Below are 23,219 nucleotides of genomic sequence, written 5' to 3'. Positions count from 1 at the left end.
TGCTGTCGTATGCCTCCTTTCCACGCAGCTTCTGATGTACTTGTTTAGAGTCATTCCTGCTAGAGACGCTTTCTTTTTCCACTCCTTTTTCTGTTCTGGCTCTAGCAATAGCAGGTGTTGCTTTGTTTTTTTCCTCACATCAGATTTTGCCTTTATATACGGCTATTGGAGTATTTCCCCTATTTCCTGCTGCACTTATTTCTACTGTGGTTTCCGCTTCCTTCTCTTTAAAGTTTCGGCTTTTTTCCTTTATCCTTTGATTAGACTGAATTTGTTCAACTTTGGGGATTACCTTTTCTATTGCCCATTCTGTAAACTTGTTGTTTGCCCTGTTATTTTCTCCGTTGTGAAAAAGTATTCTGATGTTGACTCTCTGACTTCTGGTTTTTGATAACCTTTCTCTTTCTATCGGCAATGTTATGCCCAATCTTGTTAGGCTTCTGTAAGCCCTTTCTAAACTCCCTTCTTCTCCCTCTACTCGGACTAAGAAAAAGTTTCCGGCAAACTCGAATTCTTCTTGTCCTTTACTCACTTTTTGTTCAATGGCTGGCTTCGCACCTATCATTTGTCCAACTCCAAATTTTTGGAAACATCTGTTTAAAAACCCACTCTTTGAACTCTATTGCTCTGCTCTCATTTACCTTTTTCCCACATCTAACGAGACATATTAGTCCGATAAAATTGACGACTATCCCGATTTCTGATGTACTTAGGTTGTCCGCATCTACTCCTGCTTCTATCAACTCGTCAATGCTTACTTTTGTATTCGGATCTTCTCTTACTAGGATGGCGTAAACGTCGTTTGCCACTAGCCAGAAAGACGTTATTTTTCCTAGTATCCTTACCTCGTTGTTTTTAAATTTCAAAGTCAGGCAGTTATCTTTCGGCTTTTGTGTTTCTTGCTGGGGCGGCTCTATTACCTTGTTGCTCATAGAAGATGCTACTTTAATGATTGAGTATTCTTACGGTAAACACTTGATTTTACTGCTGTAGACAAAGGTTGTGCGATCGCTGTTAGGTTTTAGGCAGCTATTAAGCCTATCTCTAGACTTTCCTGGTTTTGAGGCTTTCCTAGAATTAGCGTTTCTTCTTCGTTCTCCTCTTTTTTACCTTGCTGATTTTCCCATATCAACGGAAATGCCGTTTCAACAATCCATTCGCAAAAATCATTTGCGGTTCTAATTTCCCCTGCATAATCTACTAATTTTTCCAATCCAGGGAAATTCAGCATTATTTCTGTTTCTCCGTCTTCCCCCTTTTCCTCCTTGATGTCGTTGCTTTCCAGTTTTAACGCCTTCGCTACTGACGTTAGCCGATCTTGATTTTCTCTCAGAGTTAGTAACTCTACATCTAGTGAGGCGCACAAATCTTTTAGGTTCCACCAGCATTCTCCCAGTCTGGTTATTTGAATGTTTATTTCCTGGTTTCCAAAATGCAGTGTTACTTTTTTCGGTTGTATCATTGTATTTTGCTACCCTTCTCTCTTAGTCTTCTCTTGGACTTTCTTGCTCCGCTTCCGGTGCTTTCTTTGGAGTATCTTCTGTTCGTTGAACGGTATTTAATTGCCTTACAACTTTTTCTAAATCCTTAATCCAATCCATCGGTATTACTTTCTTGTCACTGTTTTCTACCTGTCCTTCTTTCCTTGGGGTTGAACCATCACCAGCCGTTTCCATTTGTTACCAACAAGGATTCTCGTTTTCCTGCCTTCATCTGTTCGTATACGGTTGCTACTTTTTTCCAGGCGATTAGAGCTTCTTCGCTTAGGGTTTTTACTTGTTCTTGCAACCTCCTATTTTCTCTGTACATCTCTTCACAGCTTCTGATTGCCTTAGCCAGTGATGTTGCGTTGAGTGTGTACGAGCCATCAGGCATCATGTACCCTTCGAGGTTAATCCGCTCACTTATCTCAATTAGTGTTCTTTTGGCTTTTGCTACTGGTTCCTTTAGCTTCATGAGTCCTTTTTCAACCTTGCGATCGCATACTGCTCCAATGTCATCCCATAGCGGTACGCCATCGCTTCAACTTTGACGTATTCCGGGTTCAAGGTTTCCTGTTTAGGTAAGAGTACGGTTCCATTGTTCACGTTCAGTCTCCTTTCGGTACAAAAATTACAACCAGCAGGATTCACTTGTGTACCTTTGTGGCAATTACAGTTTCACGCAATTGCTTCAACATTTTAAAAGGGGTTTCCAAAGGGGAAACCCCTTTGGCAAGCGATGTCGAGATAACCTCTGATTTCACAAAAAATATATATCTCGACATTGCTTGCTCCCGTCAGCCGAGTGCCTTTACAAGCGCGATATCCTCAATCTACCGAGCTTTTTTCGGGATGGGGAGGGACTTTTGCTGAAATCTATCTTTGGAATGAAGTCAAAAAAATTGGTTTTCTTCTCTTCATATTTCTTCTCTATCTTGGGTTAGAGGAAGACACCCATTTTTTGGTATCGCTACGCTACCATTTTTCAAAAAGTTGACTACTCCTTTAGTTAGAGGACGACTTAAAAATCCTATAACCATGAGGGTTTCAGTCGTTGAAAAAATCCTTCCTCTAACTTAAGACCAATGGATCTTTCAGGCGATGAAATGCTACGAATTTGTTATGCGATTTCAAGCAAATTTCTGACACTCTCTTGACATTTTCTTGACATTTCTCTGACACTTCTTTGACACTTTAAATCAGTCAGGTATTGAGAGCTATTTTCAATAATTTCACGGCATAGCAAGCTACTTTGTTTTGTCATGGCTTTTTATACCCCATTTACTGTCAAGTCGGTGTCACGCTACTGTCAGGCAGATGTCAAGCCAGTGTCACAACTTAAAAGGTGTCTTATTAATTTTTTGTGACGTAAAACTGTGGGACGCAAAACGAAAACAAAACTACCAGATTTAGTAATCGTTCTAGATTTTGGTGGCTCTCTAACCAAAGTAATTTTCCGGGGACGCGATCGCAATCCGCAAGTGTTGTGCATGGAGCCAGAGGCAATTGGGCTTCCCAAGAGTGCAATCACTAATTACGAGCGTCAAAGCATGGGAATGTCTGCCTTAGCTCCTGCTGACAGGGCATGGGTTGGCGTAGGGGATCAATATTACGCTTTAGGGTACTTAGCGCGAACGCAGTTCTTTGGCAATCCGGGTTTGACTCAGCTCAAATACGAGCGAGCTTTCCCCAAAGTTTTGGCGGCTGTTTGGGCAGCAGCTACTTCTTTGGGACTCAAAGATGAATTCACGGCTTCCATTGGCATCCTTTTGCCCCCTGGCGAATACAAAAACGGCGAAAACCTTCAGCACCTTTTGAAAAAAGGGCTTCGTGAATTTGAGACTCCCACCGGGACTCTCAAGGTGACTTTGACTCACTACGACTGCAAACCTGAAGGAGGCGGCGTGTATTTGGTACATACTGCCAATTGGGACTGGGCAGCTCAAAAGAACAAAGTCTTAGCCGTCCTGATGGTTGGTTACAGGAATGCATCGGTTCTGGTCGTTCAACGAGGCGCTGTCATTAAGCGTTCGACATCCGAACTGGGATTTATTCAATTGGTTAACAGCGTCAAGGCGAAAACCAGCGGGTTAGACGTTAATCAACTGGCTGAGGCGATCGCTCTAGGTGGCGATCCTCCCGATCCTAAGATTCTCTCGCGCTGTTTGATGTCCGTTGGGGACGTGCAACGCCGAAACGAACTGTCTGCTTTGCGCCAAGCCGTTATTTCATCAAGAGAGCAGTATTCGCTCTCCTTGAAAAGTTGGTTGAGAGAAGAGTTACCTAGACTTGTAGACGAAGTTCTGTTGTGCGGTGGTACGTCAGAATACTTACGTCCCGAACTGTCGGAACATTTTTCCAGTTCAAAGATTGTTTGGCACGGAGTTGAGCTACCCCCTTCACTTGCATCCTCTGAACTGGGCAATAGACTGTGTGATGTTTATTCCATGTACGAATATTTTCTTGTCCGCGTTGCTAGAGGAGAGTGTTCTGTGTCTCCCACACAGCAGGAGGCAGTAGCAGTCAATGGCTAATAAGACGCCTGAAAGCATCATTTTTCGGTTTCGTCCTGATTCTGCATCTCTCGATCGCCATGTCCTGAAGTATATTAGGTCGTTTCACTGTGCCAATCAAATGATTATTAAGGCGGTCAATCCTTATTGGTTGCCAATCGCTGCCAAGCATCAGGGCTTTAAAAAGGGTAATCCCTTAAGGCAGCTAGTCATAGAATCTGTCATTGCCCTGTACGCCCGAGCTGACGAATTGTGTTCGATGTTTGGAATCGACCCCGCTGACTACGGCTATTACCGCGTCTCCCCTACTCTTGGGAACGCTTCCGCTATTGGGGTGACAAATACTGCAACTTTGGTCAACGATCAAGAACCATACGATGGCAACGCAGATTCGGACGAGGTATCTGACGAGGATCGAGATTTAATCGAACTGGGGATAACTCCTCGAAACTTTAACCTAGCTGGTTTGTAATTGGTGTAAATCTCTTCACAACATAAAGCTTACACCTTTCCAATTTTTACACAAGTTCAAATAACACTACGAGGATCGCTATGCTGATTCATTTTGTCCACGGCGAAAAAGGTGGCGTGGGTAAATCCTGGTTTTGCCGTCTATTGGTCGAGTACTGTACTACTAAAATCCAAGCAAAAATTATTTTGGTTGAAAGTGATTCGTCTAACCCCGATGTGGGTAGATATTATCCTTCCATCCAGCGAAAAATTTTCTTTAGCGAGGATGACAAGCGCTCTTACGACGTAGACCAAATTTTCAAACTGTCTGAAAACTTACCCGTTATTGTCAATTTGCCCGCACAGGTTGACGCTCCGCTTAACGATTGGATCGAGCGCAACGGCTTGGTAGATGTGGACTTTGAAGAACTGCTCATCTATAAATGGTTTGTCTGCACTGGGGAGCCGGATAGCATTGATTTATTTAAAAAATCGGTGACGGCACTTTCCGGGAAGATTAAGCACATTCTCGTCAAGAACATGGGTGTGACGGGGAGTTTTGAAGCGAATTGGAAGCGCTGGGACGCTAATGCTGACTTTGGCGAGTTCCTGAAAAGCAACAAAGTTCTTGTTATGAAGCTAGATCCGCTTCATCGGAACGATGCTGATGTTATTGTCGTGTCTCAGCTTTCTTTCGATGAAGCCATTTCCAATCAGTCTAAGGTGGATCGCCTGGTCAAGCGCAGGCTTCGCATTTATCGCGATTTAGTGTTCGATGCGATCGAGGGAGTTAAGCTTCCAAGAATTCAAGCTCTTCCCCTTGGTGAGTTTGGGGACGAGCCACAGAACGATTTGATTCCCCTGATTGGACTTGAAGTTTTTGACGGTCATACGAATTCCGACGCAGCCGAAAACCCCCCTGAGTCTTCAGATAACAAAGGTGTTGCGAACGAGCAATCCTCCGAAAGTGAAACAGCCAGAGACACTTCTTCGACTGAGGACAAAACCCCATCTGATTCGAGCGATTCATCTTCCTCCAAGGGTTCCAAGCGCTCTAAGACCAAGGACAAAGGCGATACGCCCAATCAACCTGTCACGGTATGTTAGGTCATGCTGCAAATTCACTTTGTTGATGGTGAAAAAGGCGGCATCGGGAAGTCTTTCTTCTGTCGGACGTTAATTGATTACTGCCTGTTCAAGGGTGCATTCGTTCATGTTGTTGACGCCGACACCACTAACCCCGACGTATCTCGCTTTTACCCGGAGATTTCCTCTTGTCTCACCTTTTCCCAGAAGGAATCTCTGGTGTTCGAGGCTGACCGGCTTATGCATTTAGCTGCATCTAAGCCTGTCATCGTTAACCTCCCGGCTCAAAGCCATTTTTCGGTTAGGGAGTGGATGGAAAAAAATTACCTTCTCTCCCTCGATGACGAGCTTTCCTTGGAGATCTACAAGTGGTTTGTTTGTACTGGAACGGAAGACAGCATCAGTTTATTCATTCGCTCCCTTGTCGATTACCGAGGTTCTTACGTCAAGCACGTCTTGGTTAAGAATTTGGCTTTTTGCCAAAATTGGGACTTTCTCAAGAGCGATTCGCGCTTTGTGGAATCTGGGGGCTTGGACGTTCCAACAATAGAAATCGGCGCGTTGGCTCGTTTTGAATTTGAAACGCTCGCCTCCAAAAATCTTACTTTTAATGCGGCTACTCGCTCTACTCCATCGTCTCCATCTGGGCTGCGGATGCTCTCTCAAAAGCGGGTTTATGACTACTTCAAAAGGTCCATCGAGGCTCTAGATGCTCTGTCGTTGATTCAGTTTTATTCAGTAGACCCAGTACCACCACCATCATTCGACTCACCCCCTAACCGTACTGACAGCAAACAGGATATTTCGACTTTTCCTGAATCGCCTACCGTTCCTGAAACGGAGTCTTACGTTATCGCTGTTGACTTTTGAGTGCGATTGCTCTCGGGAGTCGCCCTCTTAACGCAAGCCCGTCAGGAAGCGCCGCGTGTTTTCACCCAATGCCCTCAAGTATCGGCAAAGCTTTTCGTGACAGGCTTCCCCTGAAGCTTTGCCGCACGGGGGTAGACCAAGAGCTTTTTAACAATTTTTGTACCAATTTTTCATGTATCCTCATGACTCAATCTCTTGACACCAACAAGTCATCCCCTCTGCTCGATCGGCTTTTGGAGGGGCGTGACGAACAATACAAAGCTAAGATTCTTCAGTTAGTCAGCTATTGCGGCATCACGGACTTTAACGATCCGATGTTTCTGTTTCTGCTGGCAACCGGACAACTCCAACTGTTGCTTACTGATGCTCCCAAGGATCTGGGCGATCTTTTTGCCCAAGGCAATAAGCAGACTAAGCAGATCTTCGATAAGTGGGCCGCTGAAATTTCCTCTTGTCTTCTTGGCGTAGAGCAGGGGATTGTCCTTCGTCAGCAAAGAGCGATCGCTGAGGCATCAAAAGCGATGGTTGAGAAGGTCATCAAGGATGGAGAGGAGCGCCACAAAAAATTTCTCAAGGACGCTGAGCGAGCTGAATCTCGGCGCTTGTTTAAGTCGATTCTTCCTGCCGCAGGCATCCTTACGGCTATCTTTGGTGCTGGCTGCTTTATGGGCATGACTGTTCCCCCATACTTGCAAGGGGGGTATGTGGGGACTCGCAACCTCACGGCAGAGGATGTAGCATCTCTGAACTGGGCGTCTAGCGCCGAAGGCAAGAAAGCCAAACAACTGATGGAGTGGAACCGCGACTACCTCGATGTCTGCGAGAAGGATGCCAAGGCTTTGGGGGTAAAACTGACCTTCGGTAAATCCCAGGCAGACGGCGGCTATTGCATTTTATGGACTCGCCCTCCCCAAGAGCGAGGTTTGAAACCTTCTAAATAGCCCCAGAGCGATCGTGGTCATTCACTTTCCCCCAACCCGAACGTTGTTAAATTCCATTCAAGTGGAATTTGACGACGGGACGCTTATCACCATTTCCCTATGAGCTACCCTGTCATACTTTATCCCAAACTGCTTGTTGACTTTCGCCGCCAGCATCCTCTCCCCTGCTACCAACCGCTCGATCGTGACCACGAATCAGCCAAGCTCACCCAAGGTGGTTCGGATGCAGTGCGTACAACTGTGCTCCTGCACGCACATAAAGCCCCAAATAAGAGTATCGTTTCCCCAACTTCCCCCAATTTCACCCGTTGGCTCGTCTGTTCCAGCTTGGTTTTCGGGCTTTTAGGATTAATGAATGCCGCAGTTCCTCGATTTCCTCAAAACCTCCAACAACCTATACGGGTGGTGTCGTTGCTTGGTGCAGCTGTAGCTATAGCAGGTATGGGACGCCCTTCCAAACGAGACATTAAAACTGAAGGCAGCAGCTCTCTTCAACAACCCATTGTTGAACAGTTGGAGGTAACTCGCGAGCGTACCCCTTCGTCTAAGCAAGCTACGTCACCTGCACAGAATAGCTCGGAAGACGGGCGGCACTTATCCCGTGCACGACTATTAGATTATCTTGAACAACTAAAAGTAAATTTGTCCGGGCAGGTTCTTCAACCGATTGGCGCGAGTGATGCCCCGGTGGGCAGAAGCGAGGATGCCTTTGCCTCCGTCTTGGAGCGCTACTTTCCCGGTCGCGTCAAGCGACAGTTGGAATTTCCCATACCCCAAAGTGAGAAGGGCCGCAGTTTTAGCACCGATTTCGCCGTTGTCCTCGAAGAAATCGGTCTTTACATCGACGTTGAGATTGACGAACCCTTCGACCTCAAGAAAAAACGCCCCACTCACTGCATTGATGACTATCACGATCGCTACCGCAACGGGTTTTTTCTCCAGGGCAACTGGATTATCATCCGGTTTGCTGAAGAGCAGGTAGTCCGTTACCCCAAGAGCTGCTGCCGCGAGATAGCCTCCTGTGTAGCTCAGGTGACTGGGCTTGATAAATTCCTCAAGCCCCTGGCTGGTGAGCCTATCTTACAACCCATCCCGCAGTGGACCAAAAAACAAGCTAGGGCGTTGGCTAAAACCAACTACCGAGATACTTATTTGTCTCTTCTCTCTGAAAAGAACTCTACATAAAATCTTAGGCAATTGGTGGCGATCGCCACCAACTGTGAATAGGAACTTTTTATTGCCTGGTTTCTACATAAAAAAATAATTCCTCTCATGAAAAGCATGGAGGAACTATTTATTTATTCAAGGCGCTTAGTTTCAGCAGGGCTTGATTAGTCGCTTTGGCAAGTCTGCTCTTAGGATTGTTTGTCCATAAGGTTTTTTCTGTGTAGTTGGGAACAGTCCACCATGCTTTTGTTTGTCGATTTCCGCTTGTGCTTTAGCCGCCATACAATCAAATCTGGTATACATATCTTTCGTTTTCATCACTTAGATTTCATGCATTTTTGGCGCTAGCCGTTAAGTAACATGAGAATGTCTCGAAGAGGGGGTATTATAGATTAAAAAAATTGGGGTTGACTTTAACACAAGTCAACTCCTGAGTGTTGTTCTACTTACACGAATAGTCGCGCATCTTTAAGATGCTTTGAACTCGACTTCTTTAAGGGGTTTTTCTCTTGTTGCGAAGAGTGAATGTTTAACGGCAGCTTTAACCCAGATTTCTCATGAGGAAAGGACTCAAGACAGTGCTAGGTTTTCGAGAGCTTGCGCGAACGTTGGTCGGTTCGTTCCGTGGCATTCAATTAACTTGACAATTCCAAGCTGTTCTAGAACCTTGAATGCTCCCAGACAGTAGCGGCATCCATCTCCGATCGCATCCACCCAGTCGCTGTCGAGCAAGATACAATCGTACTCGCCAACAAGTTCTTTGAGGTATAAGTTGTAGAACTGGAGCGCAAAGTCTTCTGCTACTCTCTTGACTCTACGAATAGTCGGAGGCAAGCTGCTGGGAAGTTCTAACTTCTCTACTTGAATGCCGAGCTGCTCCCCAATGCTTAAGGCAACACATAGGCAAGTTTGGTTTTGGTCAACAACTAATACTTTCAACTTCCGATTTTTCATGGCTTTGACTACAATTGTTCCTTATAGTTTTCGTTTCTTCTTGGCGCTAGTTTTTTAAAAACACCATTTACTGTTGATGTTTTAGAGTCGAAAATTTTCATTTTCTACTTGCACCATAAACTTTCTTGACAATTAGTTTTCTCGGTCATTAGAGGTAGTCCTCAAGTTAGAGGACTACCTCCTGGTTAGTTTTTGCGCCACTTCAGGTCAAGACGCAAGGCAACCTACCTCTTTAGTTAGACAACGGCGCTCCCACACGACAGTTCTTCTTGTTGAAATATTTAAACTTTTCTCGCCGACAAAAATGCCACGCAAAAGTTTAACGAGAGCCGAGTAAGGCTCTCGCTATAAAGATTCAACTTTATTAGAGACTTAGTTCAATTACTTGTTCGCCTTCGCCCCGAATGATTTTTCTTATGCTCGACACTAAAGCATCAACTCGCATTTCTGGCGGTCTGTCTTCAGGAACGTTGACCCAGAAGACACTTGTTTTGTCAACGCCAATTGCCTGCCACAGCACTCGCAGCCCTGCTAATTTGCCTTGCTTGTCATAGACGGTTTCGGGATTTGCCGTCACATCGACTCCAATGTGATGCCCCCGCCAGTTAAAAACTTGGTCTAGCCCAAACACGTAATCTAAAATCACGCGAGCTGGTACATCTTCCCACTTGATTTTAGTCATGTACTTTCCATCTTCTTTTCTAACGCTGTGACCGTACTCTTTCGCCAAGTAAGGAAGTGCTAATTTGAGGCGAACTTTTCCTATTTGGTGTTGCTTTGTTATTTTGATTAGTGTCAGAGAGTCAAATCTTACAGGGTTGATATTTGCGTGCCGTATAAGTCTGTCGAATGCAAATTCTGCGGCGTTGCACATAACGATTTCTCGCGATAAATTTCGCATTCATCCGAGCGTTAGCTTATCTGATTAGCCGCAAGGTTATTTTTCTAAATATCCACAGCAAAAATTATGACGCTCCTATCAGTAGGAGCGTCATTTTTTTCAAATTTATTCTTTTTTATTACTTATTTAGCAATTATATAGACCGATCCGTCCTGGACGTATCGTTCTTCTTTATGTCGGAATTCCGACCATTTAATGAACCCACCATCGTTCATATTATGTGCCATCAATCCAGCACTTTTTAGGTCGTTGTCCTGTTTGCGATAACAGGTTCTGTCAATCTGGATAATTGCCCACATTGGCAACTCCGAGAATGCAAAACTTTGCTTCTTTAACTCATTAGTTGTGGGGGCAAGGGTGGCGGTTGTATGCGTTGCTGACATGGGTTTTATTCCTAAGAAGTGAATCGTGAATTATCTCGTATTCATTTGGCGTTAGCCGTTCCACCCAGGACTAAGTATCATCGCGGCTAATATCGGGTAGTACCGATGTTCTTTGCCCCATATTAAGTTCTGTATAAAGATAGATGACTCTCTCTTTTGATGTACGCATTGGGTTAGAGGTGGCTTTTTCCTGGGTTCATCAATGGAAGAGTCGCAGCTTGGAACTATGGCATACTTCTTTAGGTAGAGGAGACAAAACTCAATGCAACCCCTTTACTACACAATTCTTTAAAAAAAGCAACCCCTCGGATTGCTCCGAAGGGGTCACTATATCACCAACGCTTGGCTGTTATGCGGGGAATTCCTGCTTCTGCCAAGATTTCTTCTCTGGTCATGTCTTTGGCGCTCTTTCTTGGGAGCGGTTCGGCGATAACCCAATGGTCATACTGTCCCTCGAATGGGTCTGCTTTTTCAAACCGCTCGTAGAATCTTGCACAAGAGAATGTTCTTGGATAGTCAGTTTCAATTTCTTGGGTTACATGGATATCTGCTACACTTTTGCTCTTGCGAACAAACCATTTTTTGGCAGCTACAAACGTGATTGTCGCCATTAGTCCAATTTCCCCAAGCTCTATTCCAATGGGCGAAATTGTATTAGAGTAAACGTAATGGATTTCACCCGGATTTTCCAGGGTAATGATTAATGGAGCTGTGTTGGATTGATTGGCTAAACGGTTCATGATTATGTCTCCCTTCAGGTTAGATTTTTTTCATGTTTTTCTGGCGTTAGCCATTTATAAAACCTGTATTTTTACCCGTATTTATCAATAAAAAATCTTCCATCGCTCCATTGTCAGGTAATAGCAAAAAGCAACCCTCCGGATTGCTCCGAAGGGATCGCTATACCACTATCACGCTTGCTGTTATGCGGGGAATTCCTTTTTAAGAAGCGCTCGATTCTAAGTCTTCTAAGAGTTGCTCACCAACATCGGTTGCCAAAAATTCTGCTATTTCCAAGCCGCTGGAATATGGGTCTTCATCCAGAAGAGCGTTAGCCATCCTCATGAAAAAAACTAAGCCCTTTCGGGCTAGTCTTTTAGGCATTTGCTGACACGATTTTAGAACTCGTCATCGATGGTCTGAGTTTCATTCTCGCCATTCTTCTGTTGCTGCCATTTCTTGCGGCGTTCCCAGCTTTGGCGGTTGATTTTCAGCAGCTCTTCTACGCTATGACCTGTCTTTGCGGTTCCGTATTCAATCAGTTGTTCCAGAGTATATTTCCGAGTTTCGTGGTCTTTCGGATCGCCCATAACCTCGGTAAATTTCTGGTTGAACGCTTTCCAGTCGAACTTCTGATTCTTCTGTTTCAGCGCGTACTGAGCCTTGAGTCCTAGCACTTCCCGAATGGCGTGGAATAAACTCGGATAAATTGACTCGCTATAGTTGGGAACTGCGAATTCCCCAAATTGTTCGTCAATCTCAGCAACGTTGACTTTGGTTTTAGCTTTATTAGTAGCCATGTTTGATAAGTCCTTTCGATGAACAGATTTATTTCACTCTTTATTGGCGCTAGCCTCTCTTAAAATTTCTATTCAACAGGTATAAAGATATGATTTAAAGTTTGACTTTGCCGTTAAGGATACTAGGGCAGAAATGCTCTAAAGAATCCCCGTCTATGAGAGAGCGGGGAGTGTCAAATCCTGGTATTTGTAATGTGTAGCCTACCAGCAAGGTTTCAGTGAAACTACTTCAGCCTCTGCCCCGGAATGTCTGGATTTTAGGATTTGTCAGCTTATTGACTGACATCAGCTCTGAGATGATTCATTCGGTCTTGCCTCTGTTTCTGGTTACTACCTTAGGAACAAGCCTCCCTATCGTTGGCATTATTGAAGGGGTTGCCGAATCAACGGCTTCGATCCTAAAGATCTTTTCCGGCGCACTTAGTGACTATTGGGGACGACGCAAGGAACTAGCGATCGCTGGATACGGGCTATCTACAGTAGTTAAGCCACTCTTTGCCATAGCAACTAGTCCTGTATGGGTCTTACTGGCGAGGTTTGCAGACCGTGTTGGTAAGGGAATTCGGGTTGCACCTCGCGATGCACTCGTTGCAGATACCACAGATGTAAGATATCGGGGTGCGGCTTACGGGCTGCGACAGTCCCTGGATACGATCGGTGCATTCCTCGGACCGTTGAGTGCCACCGGACTGATGGCGTTATCAGGGCAAAACTTCCGCCTAGTATTTTGGGTAGCCGTGGTTCCAGGTATTCTGGCAGTAAGTCTGCTGACCGTTGGAGTCCGGGAGCCATCTCAACCCAAGCAACTGCGAGGCAACCCGTTACAGTGGCATAACCTAAAAAGCCTAGGTAGAAATTATTGGCTGTTGGTTGGGGTTGCCCTCCTGTTTAATTTGGGAAATTCTAGTGATGCGTTTTTACTCCTGCGATCTCAACAAGTCGGTATTGCCATATCTATCGTGCCGTTGTCTTTAGTGGTTATGAACCTGACCTATTCATTGAGCGCCTATCCTATTGGAGTCTTATCAGATCGGATAGGACGGTTGGGATTACTCGCGAGTGGGTTCTTCCTTTACGCGTTGGTCTATTTGGGCTTTGCCTTTGCCAATACGTCCTGGCAAATCTGGGTACTGTTTGCTCTCTATGGCTTGCATTTAGGAATGAGCAAGGGAGTCCTTCTGGCAGTTGTTGCAGACCATGTTCCAGTCAGGCTACGGGGGACTGCCTTTGGTCTAGTGAACTTGGTTACTGGAGCGGCGCTGCTCCCTGCCAGTTTAATGGCTGGAGTTTTGTGGCAATGGGTCAATCCACAAGCAACGTTTGTCGTGGGTAGTTTGTTTGCGATCGCTGTAAGTATTTTGCTAGTGCTGACTTACAGTAGACAGAAAAAGTGGAACGGATAATTTCGGTAAAGCCAAACTATAAAATTTGTATTTCGGCAAAGTCAAACTTTCAAGTGCTTTGGTTCAGGTAGGATGAATCAACCTGTATCTTAGAGTTTCAGAGGCGGTCGTGGCAAAAACAAACTTGAACAGGCGGCAAACTCAGGTTTAAAAGCACAAAAGAAAGCACTCCTAATCGGTACAATCTTGCTAAAAAAAGTGGATAAGCGTTCAAGACACGTTGGTTACCCATATATGCAAAAAGTAAGAGCAGGTTTTCCCGCTCCATACTTCTCCCTATACAGAGATTGCCGTTAAATTTTTACACGCAATCGCTTCCGTTGTTTACAGTTACGTCGTCAATATCAAACATTTGCGATATTGTGCTGTACTGGAAACCCAACACCCATCGTGCAATTAACTTTTCTGTTGAGTATTGCCGCTCTAGCTGCCTGAGTTGAATTTCTGTCTCAGCCACCTTGAATTCTTGTTCTCCAATAAGTCTCAAAGTCTCTTGATATTCTTCATCTTCGAGTAACAATTGTGCCTTTCTCACATCACGTTGTTCTTTATTTTTGCACTCCTGGCTTAAGTCAAATACGACAACGCGTTCTATTGGCAGTGCCAGTCGATCGCGTTTTTCATAAAGCTTCTTAATTTCGGTTCTCATGCTCAGTAACTCGCGTTCGATTTTGGCGATTCGCGTTGGCAGATTTATCAGGCGGGTTGTGGGTTGTGGTTTTGTCATTTGTCAATCGGGGATCATTTTATCGATTTCCGATTGGCGTTAGCTATAGAGTCCATTTGGGATCTCTGAGAACGGTGAGTTACTAACCTCCCCGCACGGATTGCCAAAGTTGAGGAAGCCCAACTCAACTTGAAAACTGAACTCAAAAACTTTATACCAAACGCGACCTACTGCTGATTCCAATCGAAAGGTAGATTGCCTTTGATCCAGAATTTAAAAACAAAGATCAGCGGGATGTGAAGCTTACAGAACTCCTCCTCGCTAATTCTGACAGTTATAGTTCATCATCTAGAAACATCTTGATGGCTGTTGCCAACTTGGATGCAACTTGAAAACGATACGACTCCGACCAATGTTGGTCAGGAGGAGCCATATTGGCAAAAGAATCAAGGAAGTTGTTTAACCATTCTCTTGTTGTTGGGTTCCAAATTAATTCAATTTTTGAGCGAACGCTAGCCCAAGGATGATTCAACAAGTTGTCAGGGAGAGGACGGTGACAGTTTTGTTGAGAGAAGTTGAGCGCATTTAACAAAATATCTCGAGGAACCATTTGCAGAATTTCCCAATAATCTTCAGGAGTTTGCGGCTCAACTGTCTGTGTCATTTGGCTAGAGAACAAGGATGGCGAGTTGATTGGAGGATTCTCCAAGTCTACGGCAAGATTGGCGAGTGACCAAAAGCTAAGATCTTTGCCAAATAACAGTTGCATTCTCCGACAATTTTTCGCATACTCCGGTGCAATCAAGAGCGCCTTCTCCATTGTTGTATCAGGAATCTCTTGGCTAGGGATTTTCCCTTCTACTAAGGAGTTGATGATATGGAGTGTCAGAGCAATTCTTGGCAACAGAGGGTCAAGGTGTTCTTGATAGATGGAATAGGCTCCTTTTGAAAGGGTGTAGCTTTGAGGATTCAGTGCATTAGCTTCTTGGTAAATGCGTTGAGTCAAGCGAATAAATTCTGTATTGTCGTGAGCCTCTTGTTTGGCTTTTTTTCTCCTCGCTTTAAGTTTTGATGCTCGTCCCATTCGTCTTTTCCCTAAAGAATACATTTCACCGTTCTCGCAATTAGAGAGCATTACCGATCCGGTTTACTGGATCGGTGACTACCTTCGCTAGGGAGGGTTAAGCCTCAAGTCGAGAATCTCTCGCACCCCCAATACAAAGTGCCGACGAGCCTCTACTTCAGCAGGGATAACCTTTCGGAGGTTACGCCCGTTCCACATCGCTTGCATAAGAGTTGAGGAGAAAAGGCTTGACGCCATGCGTTAATCTCCAAGCGCTGCTTCTACCTCAGCCAGTTTATTCATTAATTCGGTGCGGAAATGTTGAAGCTCGTCACGATTGATGTTTGAAACGACAAGCTTCTTAAGACCTTGTACGATTGTGGCCGTTGTCTTCCCCTGAAAAGCTTGTTGTGTTTTCGGGGCGTGCTTCTCAATAAGGGTTCCAACTAGCTCCTTTGTCTCGCTTACTGACAAGTCTTTGGTGAGTACGTCTTCGGTTGCCTTGCCCCTAATTTTGGCAGCTGCTGCATCAGTTTTTTTGAGTTTACTTGGGGATAACCGCTGCAACACCAGCGCGTGGGTGCTTTTTAGATTGGAGTTTTGGATTGCCTCCTTTAAATCTGGGAACAGTGACAGTACCCGAAAGTCATTGCTTAACACCGAAGCTGGATTTAACCCCAGTCCTAGAAGTACCAAGAGAATTTTCTGCTCCTGGTCGTTTACCTCTAAGGAAGTCAGTGCGGCGCAAGTCTCTTCATCTGATGCCCCGGTGAGAAGAGAAAGTTTACCCGTTTTCTTTTGGCGCTCCAGCCGTTTGATGACTGTAGAAAGAATCCTCGTTACATCGTCAGCACTTATCTCTGTTTGAGATGTAATTTCCTTCAATAAAGCTTCGGCTTTGTCTAATGGATTGAGGTCTTCCCGGTGAAGGGTTGTTAACAGCGCCTTCCGATGAAGGTCAGAAGGACGCGGCATGGTGATGCCTTGTATTGTTTTCCATCCCAGCTCACGCGCTGCCCGCCAACGGCGTTCTCCATCAAATAGATCGAATAAATCAGGCGTGTCAACAGCACTCATCAAGATAACAGGAGTTAGCTGCCCATCTTTGGTTAAAGAAAGTGCCATCCCTCGGATGCTTTCTGTTGCGAAGGTTTTCCGGGGTTGTTCGGGATTGGGGCGAATGGCATCCAAGCTAAATTCTTGAGTGCCATTCGTTGAAGCAAGCGAAGAGCGCAATTGGTCAAGTTGTGCCTCTAGTTCCGGGTTCGAGGAGGCTCTAAGCCGCTCTACTTCAGCTTGGAGCTTTTGAATTTGTGACTCAGTTTCCGACAACTCTTGCGCTTTGGCGTACATTCCAGCAAGGTTTACTGATTTGCCCTTCATCTTCACTTCGCTCCAATCAACTTAGCTACATCTACCGCAATTTTTGCAAAGTCATTGCAGGCAGGATGATTCTTGCGGTACAGCTGTAAAGGCAGTCCAAGAGCACTAGCATTGCTAAATTCGTAAGAGAAACGAATTGGGGGATAACAGCTCGCGCTTCCCAAGTTCAGATTCTTTATAACCCCTGGTAGCTGCTCCAAAATGTTTTTGTGGATGGCTTGATTCGCTCGGTATTGGTTAGGGACTATCCCCAGTACTGGCGGGTAGGGATCGAGCCGCAACCGCCGACACTCGATAAAGTAGAACTCCAGCAACTCAGCCGCACCACTGGCACTTTTGGGTTCTAGTTGAATTGGGATAATTACGTGAGTGCAGGCTCCAAGCGCTACGAGGTTAAGCCGTCCCAAAGTAGCTGGGCAGTCTAAGATGACCACGTCGTGTGGCAGCGGGTAGTCGTTGAACTTATCTGCTAGCATATATGGTCCCCTTGGATGGCTCACTAACTCATCAGCACGTTTGAGCAGGGGCTGCTGCAAGCTTTGACACACATCAACCTTCAATTGTTTTTCGCTCCAGCAAGAAACTAGCGGCCAAGACCCTGAGAAGCTATCACTCAAAACACCTGACGTTGAAGCTTCCGGCTCCGATGGCTTTTCAATTCCGCAAAACAGTGAAAGTGAGCCTTGTGGATCTAGATCGATTAATGCAACGGAACAAGGACGCGATCCAATTTTCCGTTTTGCTATTTCGTAAGCAAGGTGCGTGGCAAGTGTTGTTTTGCCGCTTCCTCCTGCATTGCTGACGATCGCAATCCTTGGCTGTGTATAGTATGAAGGGTTTGACACAGAAGTAGCAATCCTTAAAAGACAATGTGATTAGTTAGACTTCACTATGCCACGAACGATGCCCTAATTAAAAGAGAATTTGTCAGATTTTGAAATCCGACATCCAAGTCTTGAGTCTTTGTCGGATTTTGAAATTCGACATCCAAGCCCTGTCAGTACGCTGTCGTGAGAAACTTCACGATTATCAGGAGCGAGTGCCGCTTGGGGCTTCAGTCAAGAGACTTTTCCTCTTCTGGCGGGAGTCCGCGATAGCCTGGGTCGCTTTCACACTCCTCCCAGTTGTGTAGAGAAATTTCAGACACTTCGACGATACAGCCCTTGAAATTCAGCACGCCTGGACGTATTTCTGGCACCTCGACAACTTCAGCCGTGTGGATGTGTTTGAAAATTCGATTCATTCTTCAATCTCCTCTTCCTCTTCTTCTTGGTTTAAACTGTCAAAGATTTCGTCCCATCCGGCGGCATCCCAACTCGCTCCGACGTTGCCTCCAACTGAGGCTTGTTCGCTCGTCTGCTGTTCGCCTTCTGGCTGTTCGCTGGCTAGTACCAAATGAAGATAGGCTAGGTTCTCCATGAGTTTAAAGTTCCTTACTTGTGAATGAATGAAAGTCGTTGGTATTAGCTATCCTTAAGTACTTGCCAAGAGCTTTAATCAAGGGCGATATTGGCATACGCACTCTCCGCGTAGAGCGCTCTTGTTAAGTCCAAACTCAGGCGACATTGATACGCATGGCTACCCTTGAAGTGCCATTCCGCAGCGATTGCTTTATAAAAGACAGTGGGGTCTAGACTCCTTGCTTTGCTTTGAGAAATGCCCGTTGCAAGCCGGTGAGTCAAGACGCTAGGGGGTCAGTTCGATGGAAGGAAGCGCCGGGGCAAATCCATTTCCATACACGCTTTTTTCAATGTCATCAAGCGCCGGGAGCTGGAGGCTTTGGCGTAGGTAAGTGTGCCTCAAGATGTGCTTGTAGGCAAACAACCGCGCTTCTTTTTTTAACTGGAATAAGTATCCTGCCAATTCCCCTTCGACCGCCATTATCAATCTGTATTCGTGAGCCAGGTTTTGCTCCACGTAAGTAATTACATGAGCCAAGGGGTCTACGTTCCCCTGTTTCGTTTTGGAGCCTTGGGGAACTCCTAACCTACCTACGGCTGCTATCAGATCCCAGCAGTTTATTCGCGTCAGAGGAAGTGGGCATAGCTGCCCTGTAAATAGCAAGTCACGGGCCACCACATAGCAGTAACCGAGCATTCCACCCCCGGCGATCAGGGCGATTAAGGGATTTGCAGACAGCACCCACCCAACGCTGGATACCAAAGCTGATGTAATTTTTGCTTGCTCTAGATCGACTCTGTAGTGTTGCGCTTCCCTTTCGATGACCAGCAACCTGAGTTGTAAAGCTTCGCTGATTTTTCCTTGTTCTAGCAGGACACCGAATGAATCGGGTTGTGTTATGCCATGAACTCCTGAAACTGATGAACAAAGACTAAACAATTGCATTTTCAAGCCCTTCTTACTTTAACTCTTGCGCGGCTTTTTCGTAGGCATGGTCGAAGAAATTCAAGCCAATTTCCGTACCCATTACGTCAAGAATCAACCACACTAGATTCACCAAAATGCGCGTTGTTTCTATTCCAAAAACTAGATAACTAGCTAGTCCGATTCGTCCGTCAATTACATAGGTGGCGATGATGGCGGCTCCCCGCAGTGCCGCTGATTTTGAGGAGGCATCGATGTTTTGCTGAATCTCTTTTCTTACTTCTCTGATCGCAAAGGCTTGGATGCTCTGCACGAACAACGAGAGCATTACCGATGTCCAAAAAGTTATTGACCCAACAGCTAACCCGAGGTGTTTCGGATCGGCTCCATCGTTGATAAAGGGTTTTGGGACAAACGCCTGGTTCATTTTATCCACAGCCAACCAGTAACTTTCCACGCTAATTAGTGCAAAGTAAACTGTTGCCAAGCTAAAGATAATCAAATTGCCAGGAGGACTTGTTAAATACTTTATTGCTTGCGCCCCGAGGGAAAAAAGGCGGATAATTCCATTTCCCAAAAATTTCCAATTTTTCGCCCACATTTTAGTTTGTTGATGCACTCTCTTGGCAAACGTCTGGGTATGTGTAGGCGTGAATATACGCGCCTTTGTGCGTTACCCCGACGCACCTTCTGTATTTGTCAAGAACGATAGTGAGCGTATGGGGATCGACGTTGTGCTTCCAATCCAAGATAGGTGGTGCCGAGTTGTAGACGTAATCGGTTATTTCGATTTGGTTGAAATTCCCTATCTGGTTTTTCCGATAAGCGTCGGCAATTTCTCTCGCCACCTCAGCTTTTGTTTTTTCCAGTTCTCCGGATAGCCTTATTTCAGATTTGTTCGTCTCGACCCGACTCCAAATCTCAAAATCCCCACTGGCTTTCGATCCGGTAAGGTAAGCGATCGCAGCTATTCCAAGAACTGACAACCCCGTGATGACTTGAAAATTGCTTCTAAGCCTTAACACAGCTTTTTCCTACTTCTATTTAGCTGGAACGTCAATCAGGCGCGATCTGTCCTTTGCTGCTGCACTTCGTGCTGTAACGCTCTCGCACCATGAGTACAGCAAACGCTTTATACCAATTGGGTATAAGACCGACACAATTCCTTTAGGCGGCTTCTAGTAGAGACTTGTTTCATTTGTGCCAAAGCCAAACCCAATTTGTATTACTCGCAACGCTCTCGCACTATTAGCGCTGCGCTACACGCAATCGCGTCAAACCCATCTATCTTTTCAAAGACTATACAGTGTTTTATTCCTTGTCAATGGGGAATTACTATTTTTATTTTATGATTCTAGGGGCTTTTTTGTATGTACAGGCTTTAATCTATTGCCACGAAAGCTTTTAAAGCCTGTACATTTTTTCGTTGTACGATGGAACGATGTTGTCTTGTGTTAGGTTTTAACGTAAAACACTATGCCTCGTGTCAAAGGTCAGCCGATCGTCGGTGACGAGCTTAAGAAGCAGTTCTCCTGTATGCTCACTCCAACCTCTCATGAAAACTTAAAGAAGATGGCAGAGTCACTTGAGTTCAATTCCTTTTCCGCTTTTATTGAGGCGCTAGGGAGCAAGCAATTTATCCTGACGTCTCCCGATTCTTTTGATGTCGAGGAACAGATTCTTACCTTACTTTGTTCGGTTAGCACGGAAGTTCGCCAGCGAATACTCGTCCGTGCTATCGAACGTTTTTGTGTGTGATTAATATTCCCGAATTGCTAACTTTTGACGTTGTTATGCTCTGCGCGATGTTCTTGTACCTAATTAAGGAATTTCCCCCTCTCCCCAAGAGTTTGACACGGGGGAAATTTCCATGATTCACTCGAAAGCTTAGGCAATTTGTATCGATTCATTGCCAAGACTATCTTCCATTGTCGCAACAATGTCAATGTTGAGCTTTTCAGAAATTGTAGAGATGACCAGCTCTGGCTCTGTTTTGAGTACTCGTTTGATGTTTGCTAGCATGAGTTCCTTGGTCAGCTCCACGCCGTTTCGCTTCTGCTGGATTTTGAGTGGTTTACAAAGTTTTCTAGCGCTGACTTTATTTAGTTTGTCGATTACAGCAACTGTCTGGGCATACAGTTCGGGCGTTACAGTTTTCATGACTGCCAATGAAGTGGCTTTTTCCACTGGCACATTTTCCGCGCTACTTGGAGGTGCCAAGTCTTCCACTGAGTCTTCTATACATAATGACGCCTCGATCGCGGTGGTGAATTCTTGTTCGGCTTCTATGTCGCCATGAAGTGTTTCAACTGTCCCTCGTTCTGTTTCTACTGAACTTTCTGTTGTTGTGGAGACTGTTGCGCTATGACGTGGAAGCTGACAGCACATCATACAGAAAACAATTAATAATAGAAAGGGAGGCAGTAATATTTCGTTGAGGGTTGCGGAAATATCCATTTCCAAGCTCCTGGTTGGTATGCTTTTTTTCACAATTTTTTAGCGCTAGCTATCATGCAACCCGCCATAAACTTCCAAGGGCGCAATCTCACCGCTCGCTTCTCGCCTCACACCAACTGATTGTTCCTAATTGCTAGTAACGGACAACTCGACATTTGCCTGGGAATGAGTTGATGTTTCCTTTAATAATTGTTTACTACCTTAATCTGATTTAATTTACCGTGTGTCCTGTTAACAGGACACGCACAAGCGGGTGCGTGTCAAATTCCACTTAAGTGGAATTTGGCGTCTCGTCAATATTGGGATTAAAGTTTGTAACGTTATATAGTCTTGTTCCAGCAAAACGCTTTATTTTTTTAGACCGATTAGGGTTAGTCAGCGTAGCCCTGGTATACCAGCTAGGGTAAGACGATTGACGCGATCGCTTTTGAACTATTACCGCTATGGGCATTATTAAAAAATCCAAACCAGCTAGTACGTACATCCCGAAAGATCCGCCTGACGATCGACCAATGCCACCGGGAGAATCTCGCAATGGCTCCTCCCGGAAAGACGCGCAAGGATTAGGGCTAAAGCAGCCCGGTATAGAACAGCAGCCCCCGCAAGAGTGTTTTGCCTGCCGATGTAATCCCAAAGATAATTTTGTTGAAGCCGTCCGCTGTCGTAGCCAGGAAGCAGCGATGGACATGTGCGCCTATTGGTTGCAATGCGACCCCAATAATGAAGAGCTGTTTGCCTATTGGGCTGAAGCTAACCAAGCTGGGATTCTGGCTGACATTCTCAGATTTAAACACCCGTGTCTGGATGTGCCACAATCAACAAGGGAGGAACGTTTCCGCATTATCAAGAGCAGGATGCTATGGAGTTAAAGTTCATAGACCACTGTGCATCCCTGACAGAAGCTGGGTATCGGATTAGTTCAGCCAAGTTATTAGTCCGGTTCCTGAATAATTTTCTGCTGTTGCGATCGCCGTTCGACCCCAGATGGAGCGTTCCACTAACCAGTCTTGGTGGCGTAGAGCCAACCGCCTATTGGGAACGTATAACTAGCGAGTTGCACCATCTAGGCGTACAAGCCCCGACGCTAACTTGTATTTTAGAGCCGGATACCTCAGCATTTCCCAAGACAGCCAGCTTGCAACTGATTTTTACAGCCTCTAGTTCAGCCGTTACTGTGCCGTTTGGCTACTCATGGTTCTGGTACTGCCCGTGGAGCAGATATCCCGATTCTGAGTTATTGGGTTTTATCTTAGAACAACTGTTTGAGGTAGTCAGAAAATCGACGGATGTTGACTACACCGGAGCGGCTTGTCCCTTACCAGATAATCCGAAGCTGGAAGTTTTTGAAGCACCATCTTCGTTGTGGTTGTGGAAAGAGGGGGGCGGTGGAAGCTACCAAAGATATTGATAGCAGTGCAGTGTTGCCTGACGGCTCCTGATATAGCGCACAGGTGTAAGGCAGTAATTTTTTGCAATTGGAGGGGCGAGCGTTTTTGTCTGACTAATCTGGAGTTTAGACTAGTTTCCGGTGCGAAACCCGAAAGCCTTACAGTGATTGAGATAGGAAGAAATTTCTCCAATCTCTCAAGGCTGACCACAAGTGTTACGAATTCGATATGATGCTGACCCGGATTTCTCCGCTATCCTTCATTTTG

33 protein-coding genes are annotated in these 23,219 nt (G+C 45.4%); 10 read left to right on the top strand and 23 right to left on the bottom strand.

Going from position 1 to position 23,219, the window contains the following annotated elements:
* From V6C93_RS38715 to V6C93_RS05095, 7 genes are all read right to left on the bottom strand, one after another.
* A partial coding sequence (locus tag V6C93_RS38715) for a plasmid mobilization protein (protein WP_414644153.1) occupies window positions 1-138 on the bottom strand: 138 nt, incomplete at its 3' end.
* A gap of 1 nt (window position 139) precedes the next feature.
* Entirely contained in the window at window positions 140-565 is a 426-nt protein-coding gene (locus V6C93_RS05120) for a hypothetical protein (protein WP_333475575.1), read from the bottom strand.
* A complete protein-coding gene (locus V6C93_RS05115; protein ID WP_333475574.1) occupies window positions 540-932 on the bottom strand; it encodes a hypothetical protein in 393 nt (130 codons plus the stop codon). The genes V6C93_RS05120 and V6C93_RS05115 overlap by 26 nt, the downstream gene beginning before the upstream one ends.
* A gap of 89 nt (window positions 933-1,021) precedes the next feature.
* Complete coding sequence (locus V6C93_RS05110; RefSeq protein WP_333475573.1) at window positions 1,022-1,462, bottom strand: hypothetical protein; 441 nt, start codon at window positions 1,460-1,462, stop codon at window positions 1,022-1,024.
* Window positions 1,463-1,484: 22 nt separating this feature from the next.
* Window positions 1,485-1,676 (bottom strand): hypothetical protein, encoded by a 192-nt coding sequence (locus tag V6C93_RS05105; protein ID WP_333475572.1) that lies wholly within the window; start codon window positions 1,674-1,676, stop codon window positions 1,485-1,487.
* Window positions 1,660-1,956 (bottom strand): hypothetical protein, encoded by a 297-nt coding sequence (locus V6C93_RS05100; RefSeq protein WP_333475571.1) that lies wholly within the window; start codon window positions 1,954-1,956, stop codon window positions 1,660-1,662. The genes V6C93_RS05105 and V6C93_RS05100 overlap by 17 nt, the downstream gene beginning before the upstream one ends.
* Window positions 1,953-2,087, bottom strand: coding sequence for a hypothetical protein (locus tag V6C93_RS05095; RefSeq protein ID WP_333475570.1), 135 nt, complete (start codon window positions 2,085-2,087; stop codon window positions 1,953-1,955). Before V6C93_RS05095 ends, V6C93_RS05100 begins: the two co-directional genes overlap by 4 nt.
* Before the next feature lie 770 nt (window positions 2,088-2,857).
* Between V6C93_RS05095 and V6C93_RS05090 the strand changes: the two genes are divergently transcribed.
* The 6 genes from V6C93_RS05090 (at window position 2,858) to V6C93_RS05065 (ending at window position 8,526) form a co-directional block, all read left to right on the top strand.
* On the top strand, window positions 2,858-4,015 hold the full coding sequence (locus V6C93_RS05090; RefSeq protein WP_333475569.1) for a ParM/StbA family protein: 1,158 nt from the start codon (window positions 2,858-2,860) through the stop codon (window positions 4,013-4,015).
* Window positions 4,008-4,466 carry a hypothetical protein gene (locus V6C93_RS05085; RefSeq protein WP_333475568.1) on the top strand — a complete coding sequence of 153 codons (459 nt, stop codon included), beginning with the start codon at window positions 4,008-4,010 and terminating at the stop codon, window positions 4,464-4,466. Before V6C93_RS05090 ends, V6C93_RS05085 begins: the two co-directional genes overlap by 8 nt.
* A gap of 80 nt (window positions 4,467-4,546) precedes the next feature.
* Window positions 4,547-5,551 carry a hypothetical protein gene (locus V6C93_RS05080; protein ID WP_333475567.1) on the top strand — a complete coding sequence of 335 codons (1,005 nt, stop codon included), beginning with the start codon at window positions 4,547-4,549 and terminating at the stop codon, window positions 5,549-5,551.
* Window positions 5,552-5,554: 3 nt separating this feature from the next.
* Complete coding sequence (locus V6C93_RS05075) at window positions 5,555-6,400, top strand: mobilization protein (protein ID WP_333475566.1); 846 nt, start codon at window positions 5,555-5,557, stop codon at window positions 6,398-6,400.
* 182 nt (window positions 6,401-6,582) lie between these two features.
* On the top strand, window positions 6,583-7,341 hold the full coding sequence (locus tag V6C93_RS05070; protein WP_333475565.1) for a DUF6753 family protein: 759 nt from the start codon (window positions 6,583-6,585) through the stop codon (window positions 7,339-7,341).
* Window positions 7,342-7,440: 99 nt separating this feature from the next.
* On the top strand, window positions 7,441-8,526 hold the full coding sequence (locus V6C93_RS05065) for a hypothetical protein (protein WP_333475564.1): 1,086 nt from the start codon (window positions 7,441-7,443) through the stop codon (window positions 8,524-8,526).
* A 552-nt stretch (window positions 8,527-9,078) separates the two neighbouring features.
* Here V6C93_RS05065 and V6C93_RS05060 read toward each other — a convergent pair.
* The 5 genes from V6C93_RS05060 to V6C93_RS05040 form a co-directional block, all read right to left on the bottom strand.
* Window positions 9,079-9,462, bottom strand: coding sequence for a hypothetical protein (locus V6C93_RS05060; RefSeq protein WP_333475563.1), 384 nt, complete (start codon window positions 9,460-9,462; stop codon window positions 9,079-9,081).
* Between the two features lie 364 nt (window positions 9,463-9,826).
* Window positions 9,827-10,144, bottom strand: coding sequence for a hypothetical protein (locus tag V6C93_RS05055; RefSeq protein WP_333475562.1), 318 nt, complete (start codon window positions 10,142-10,144; stop codon window positions 9,827-9,829).
* 341 nt (window positions 10,145-10,485) lie between these two features.
* Window positions 10,486-10,746: a hypothetical protein gene (locus V6C93_RS05050; protein ID WP_333475561.1), complete on the bottom strand. Its 261-nt coding sequence runs from the start codon at window positions 10,744-10,746 to the stop codon at window positions 10,486-10,488.
* Between the two features lie 332 nt (window positions 10,747-11,078).
* The gene (locus V6C93_RS05045) at window positions 11,079-11,486 is read right to left on the bottom strand and encodes a hypothetical protein (protein WP_333475560.1); all 408 of its coding nucleotides are present in this window, start codon (window positions 11,484-11,486) and stop codon (window positions 11,079-11,081) included.
* A gap of 378 nt (window positions 11,487-11,864) precedes the next feature.
* Window positions 11,865-12,266, bottom strand: a complete 402-nt coding sequence (locus tag V6C93_RS05040) for a hypothetical protein (protein ID WP_333475559.1) — start codon at window positions 12,264-12,266, stop codon at window positions 11,865-11,867.
* Between the two features lie 218 nt (window positions 12,267-12,484).
* On the opposite strand from V6C93_RS05040, the gene V6C93_RS05035 reads away from it, so the two are divergent.
* The gene (locus tag V6C93_RS05035) at window positions 12,485-13,669 is read left to right on the top strand and encodes an MFS transporter (RefSeq protein ID WP_333475558.1); all 1,185 of its coding nucleotides are present in this window, start codon (window positions 12,485-12,487) and stop codon (window positions 13,667-13,669) included.
* 301 nt (window positions 13,670-13,970) lie between these two features.
* Here the strand turns inward: V6C93_RS05035 and V6C93_RS05030 are convergent, their stop codons facing one another.
* From V6C93_RS05030 to V6C93_RS04985, 10 genes are all read right to left on the bottom strand, one after another.
* On the bottom strand, window positions 13,971-14,396 hold the full coding sequence (locus V6C93_RS05030; protein ID WP_333475557.1) for a hypothetical protein: 426 nt from the start codon (window positions 14,394-14,396) through the stop codon (window positions 13,971-13,973).
* Between the two features lie 274 nt (window positions 14,397-14,670).
* On the bottom strand, window positions 14,671-15,420 hold the full coding sequence (locus V6C93_RS05025) for a hypothetical protein (protein WP_333475556.1): 750 nt from the start codon (window positions 15,418-15,420) through the stop codon (window positions 14,671-14,673).
* A gap of 87 nt (window positions 15,421-15,507) precedes the next feature.
* A complete protein-coding gene (locus tag V6C93_RS05020; RefSeq protein ID WP_333475555.1) occupies window positions 15,508-15,657 on the bottom strand; it encodes a hypothetical protein in 150 nt (49 codons plus the stop codon).
* Window positions 15,658-15,660: 3 nt separating this feature from the next.
* Window positions 15,661-16,782 (bottom strand): ParB/RepB/Spo0J family partition protein, encoded by a 1,122-nt coding sequence (locus tag V6C93_RS05015; protein WP_333475554.1) that lies wholly within the window; start codon window positions 16,780-16,782, stop codon window positions 15,661-15,663.
* Between the two features lie 2 nt (window positions 16,783-16,784).
* On the bottom strand, window positions 16,785-17,627 hold the full coding sequence (locus V6C93_RS05010; RefSeq protein WP_333475553.1) for a ParA family protein: 843 nt from the start codon (window positions 17,625-17,627) through the stop codon (window positions 16,785-16,787).
* A gap of 209 nt (window positions 17,628-17,836) precedes the next feature.
* Window positions 17,837-18,025 (bottom strand): hypothetical protein, encoded by a 189-nt coding sequence (locus V6C93_RS05005; RefSeq protein WP_333475552.1) that lies wholly within the window; start codon window positions 18,023-18,025, stop codon window positions 17,837-17,839.
* The gene (locus V6C93_RS05000) at window positions 18,022-18,201 is read right to left on the bottom strand and encodes a hypothetical protein (protein ID WP_333475551.1); all 180 of its coding nucleotides are present in this window, start codon (window positions 18,199-18,201) and stop codon (window positions 18,022-18,024) included. Before V6C93_RS05000 ends, V6C93_RS05005 begins: the two co-directional genes overlap by 4 nt.
* A gap of 267 nt (window positions 18,202-18,468) precedes the next feature.
* Window positions 18,469-19,128 carry a hypothetical protein gene (locus tag V6C93_RS04995; protein WP_333475550.1) on the bottom strand — a complete coding sequence of 220 codons (660 nt, stop codon included), beginning with the start codon at window positions 19,126-19,128 and terminating at the stop codon, window positions 18,469-18,471.
* A 13-nt stretch (window positions 19,129-19,141) separates the two neighbouring features.
* Window positions 19,142-19,708, bottom strand: coding sequence for a hypothetical protein (locus V6C93_RS04990; protein WP_333475549.1), 567 nt, complete (start codon window positions 19,706-19,708; stop codon window positions 19,142-19,144).
* 1 nt (window position 19,709) lies between these two features.
* Window positions 19,710-20,132, bottom strand: coding sequence for a hypothetical protein (locus V6C93_RS04985; RefSeq protein ID WP_333475548.1), 423 nt, complete (start codon window positions 20,130-20,132; stop codon window positions 19,710-19,712).
* 451 nt (window positions 20,133-20,583) lie between these two features.
* Between V6C93_RS04985 and V6C93_RS04980 the strand changes: the two genes are divergently transcribed.
* Window positions 20,584-20,865 (top strand): hypothetical protein, encoded by a 282-nt coding sequence (locus tag V6C93_RS04980; RefSeq protein ID WP_333475547.1) that lies wholly within the window; start codon window positions 20,584-20,586, stop codon window positions 20,863-20,865.
* A gap of 129 nt (window positions 20,866-20,994) precedes the next feature.
* Here V6C93_RS04980 and V6C93_RS04975 read toward each other — a convergent pair whose 3' ends face one another.
* Entirely contained in the window at window positions 20,995-21,564 is a 570-nt protein-coding gene (locus V6C93_RS04975) for a hypothetical protein (protein ID WP_333475546.1), read from the bottom strand.
* A gap of 443 nt (window positions 21,565-22,007) precedes the next feature.
* Here V6C93_RS04975 and V6C93_RS04970 point away from each other — a divergent pair, with 443 nt between their 5' ends.
* Entirely contained in the window at window positions 22,008-22,433 is a 426-nt protein-coding gene (locus V6C93_RS04970) for a hypothetical protein (RefSeq protein WP_333475545.1), read from the top strand.
* The gene (locus V6C93_RS04965; RefSeq protein WP_333475544.1) at window positions 22,424-22,972 is read left to right on the top strand and encodes a hypothetical protein; all 549 of its coding nucleotides are present in this window, start codon (window positions 22,424-22,426) and stop codon (window positions 22,970-22,972) included. Before V6C93_RS04970 ends, V6C93_RS04965 begins: the two co-directional genes overlap by 10 nt.
* The last annotated feature ends 247 nt before the right edge of the window (window positions 22,973-23,219 follow it).

The organism is Allocoleopsis sp. (assembly GCF_036703385.1).
GTDB lineage: Bacteria > Cyanobacteriota > Cyanobacteriia > Cyanobacteriales > Coleofasciculaceae > Allocoleopsis.
The sequence above is the reverse complement of the archived record's forward strand: the minus strand, read 5'-3'. Positions and strand labels throughout refer to the sequence as shown.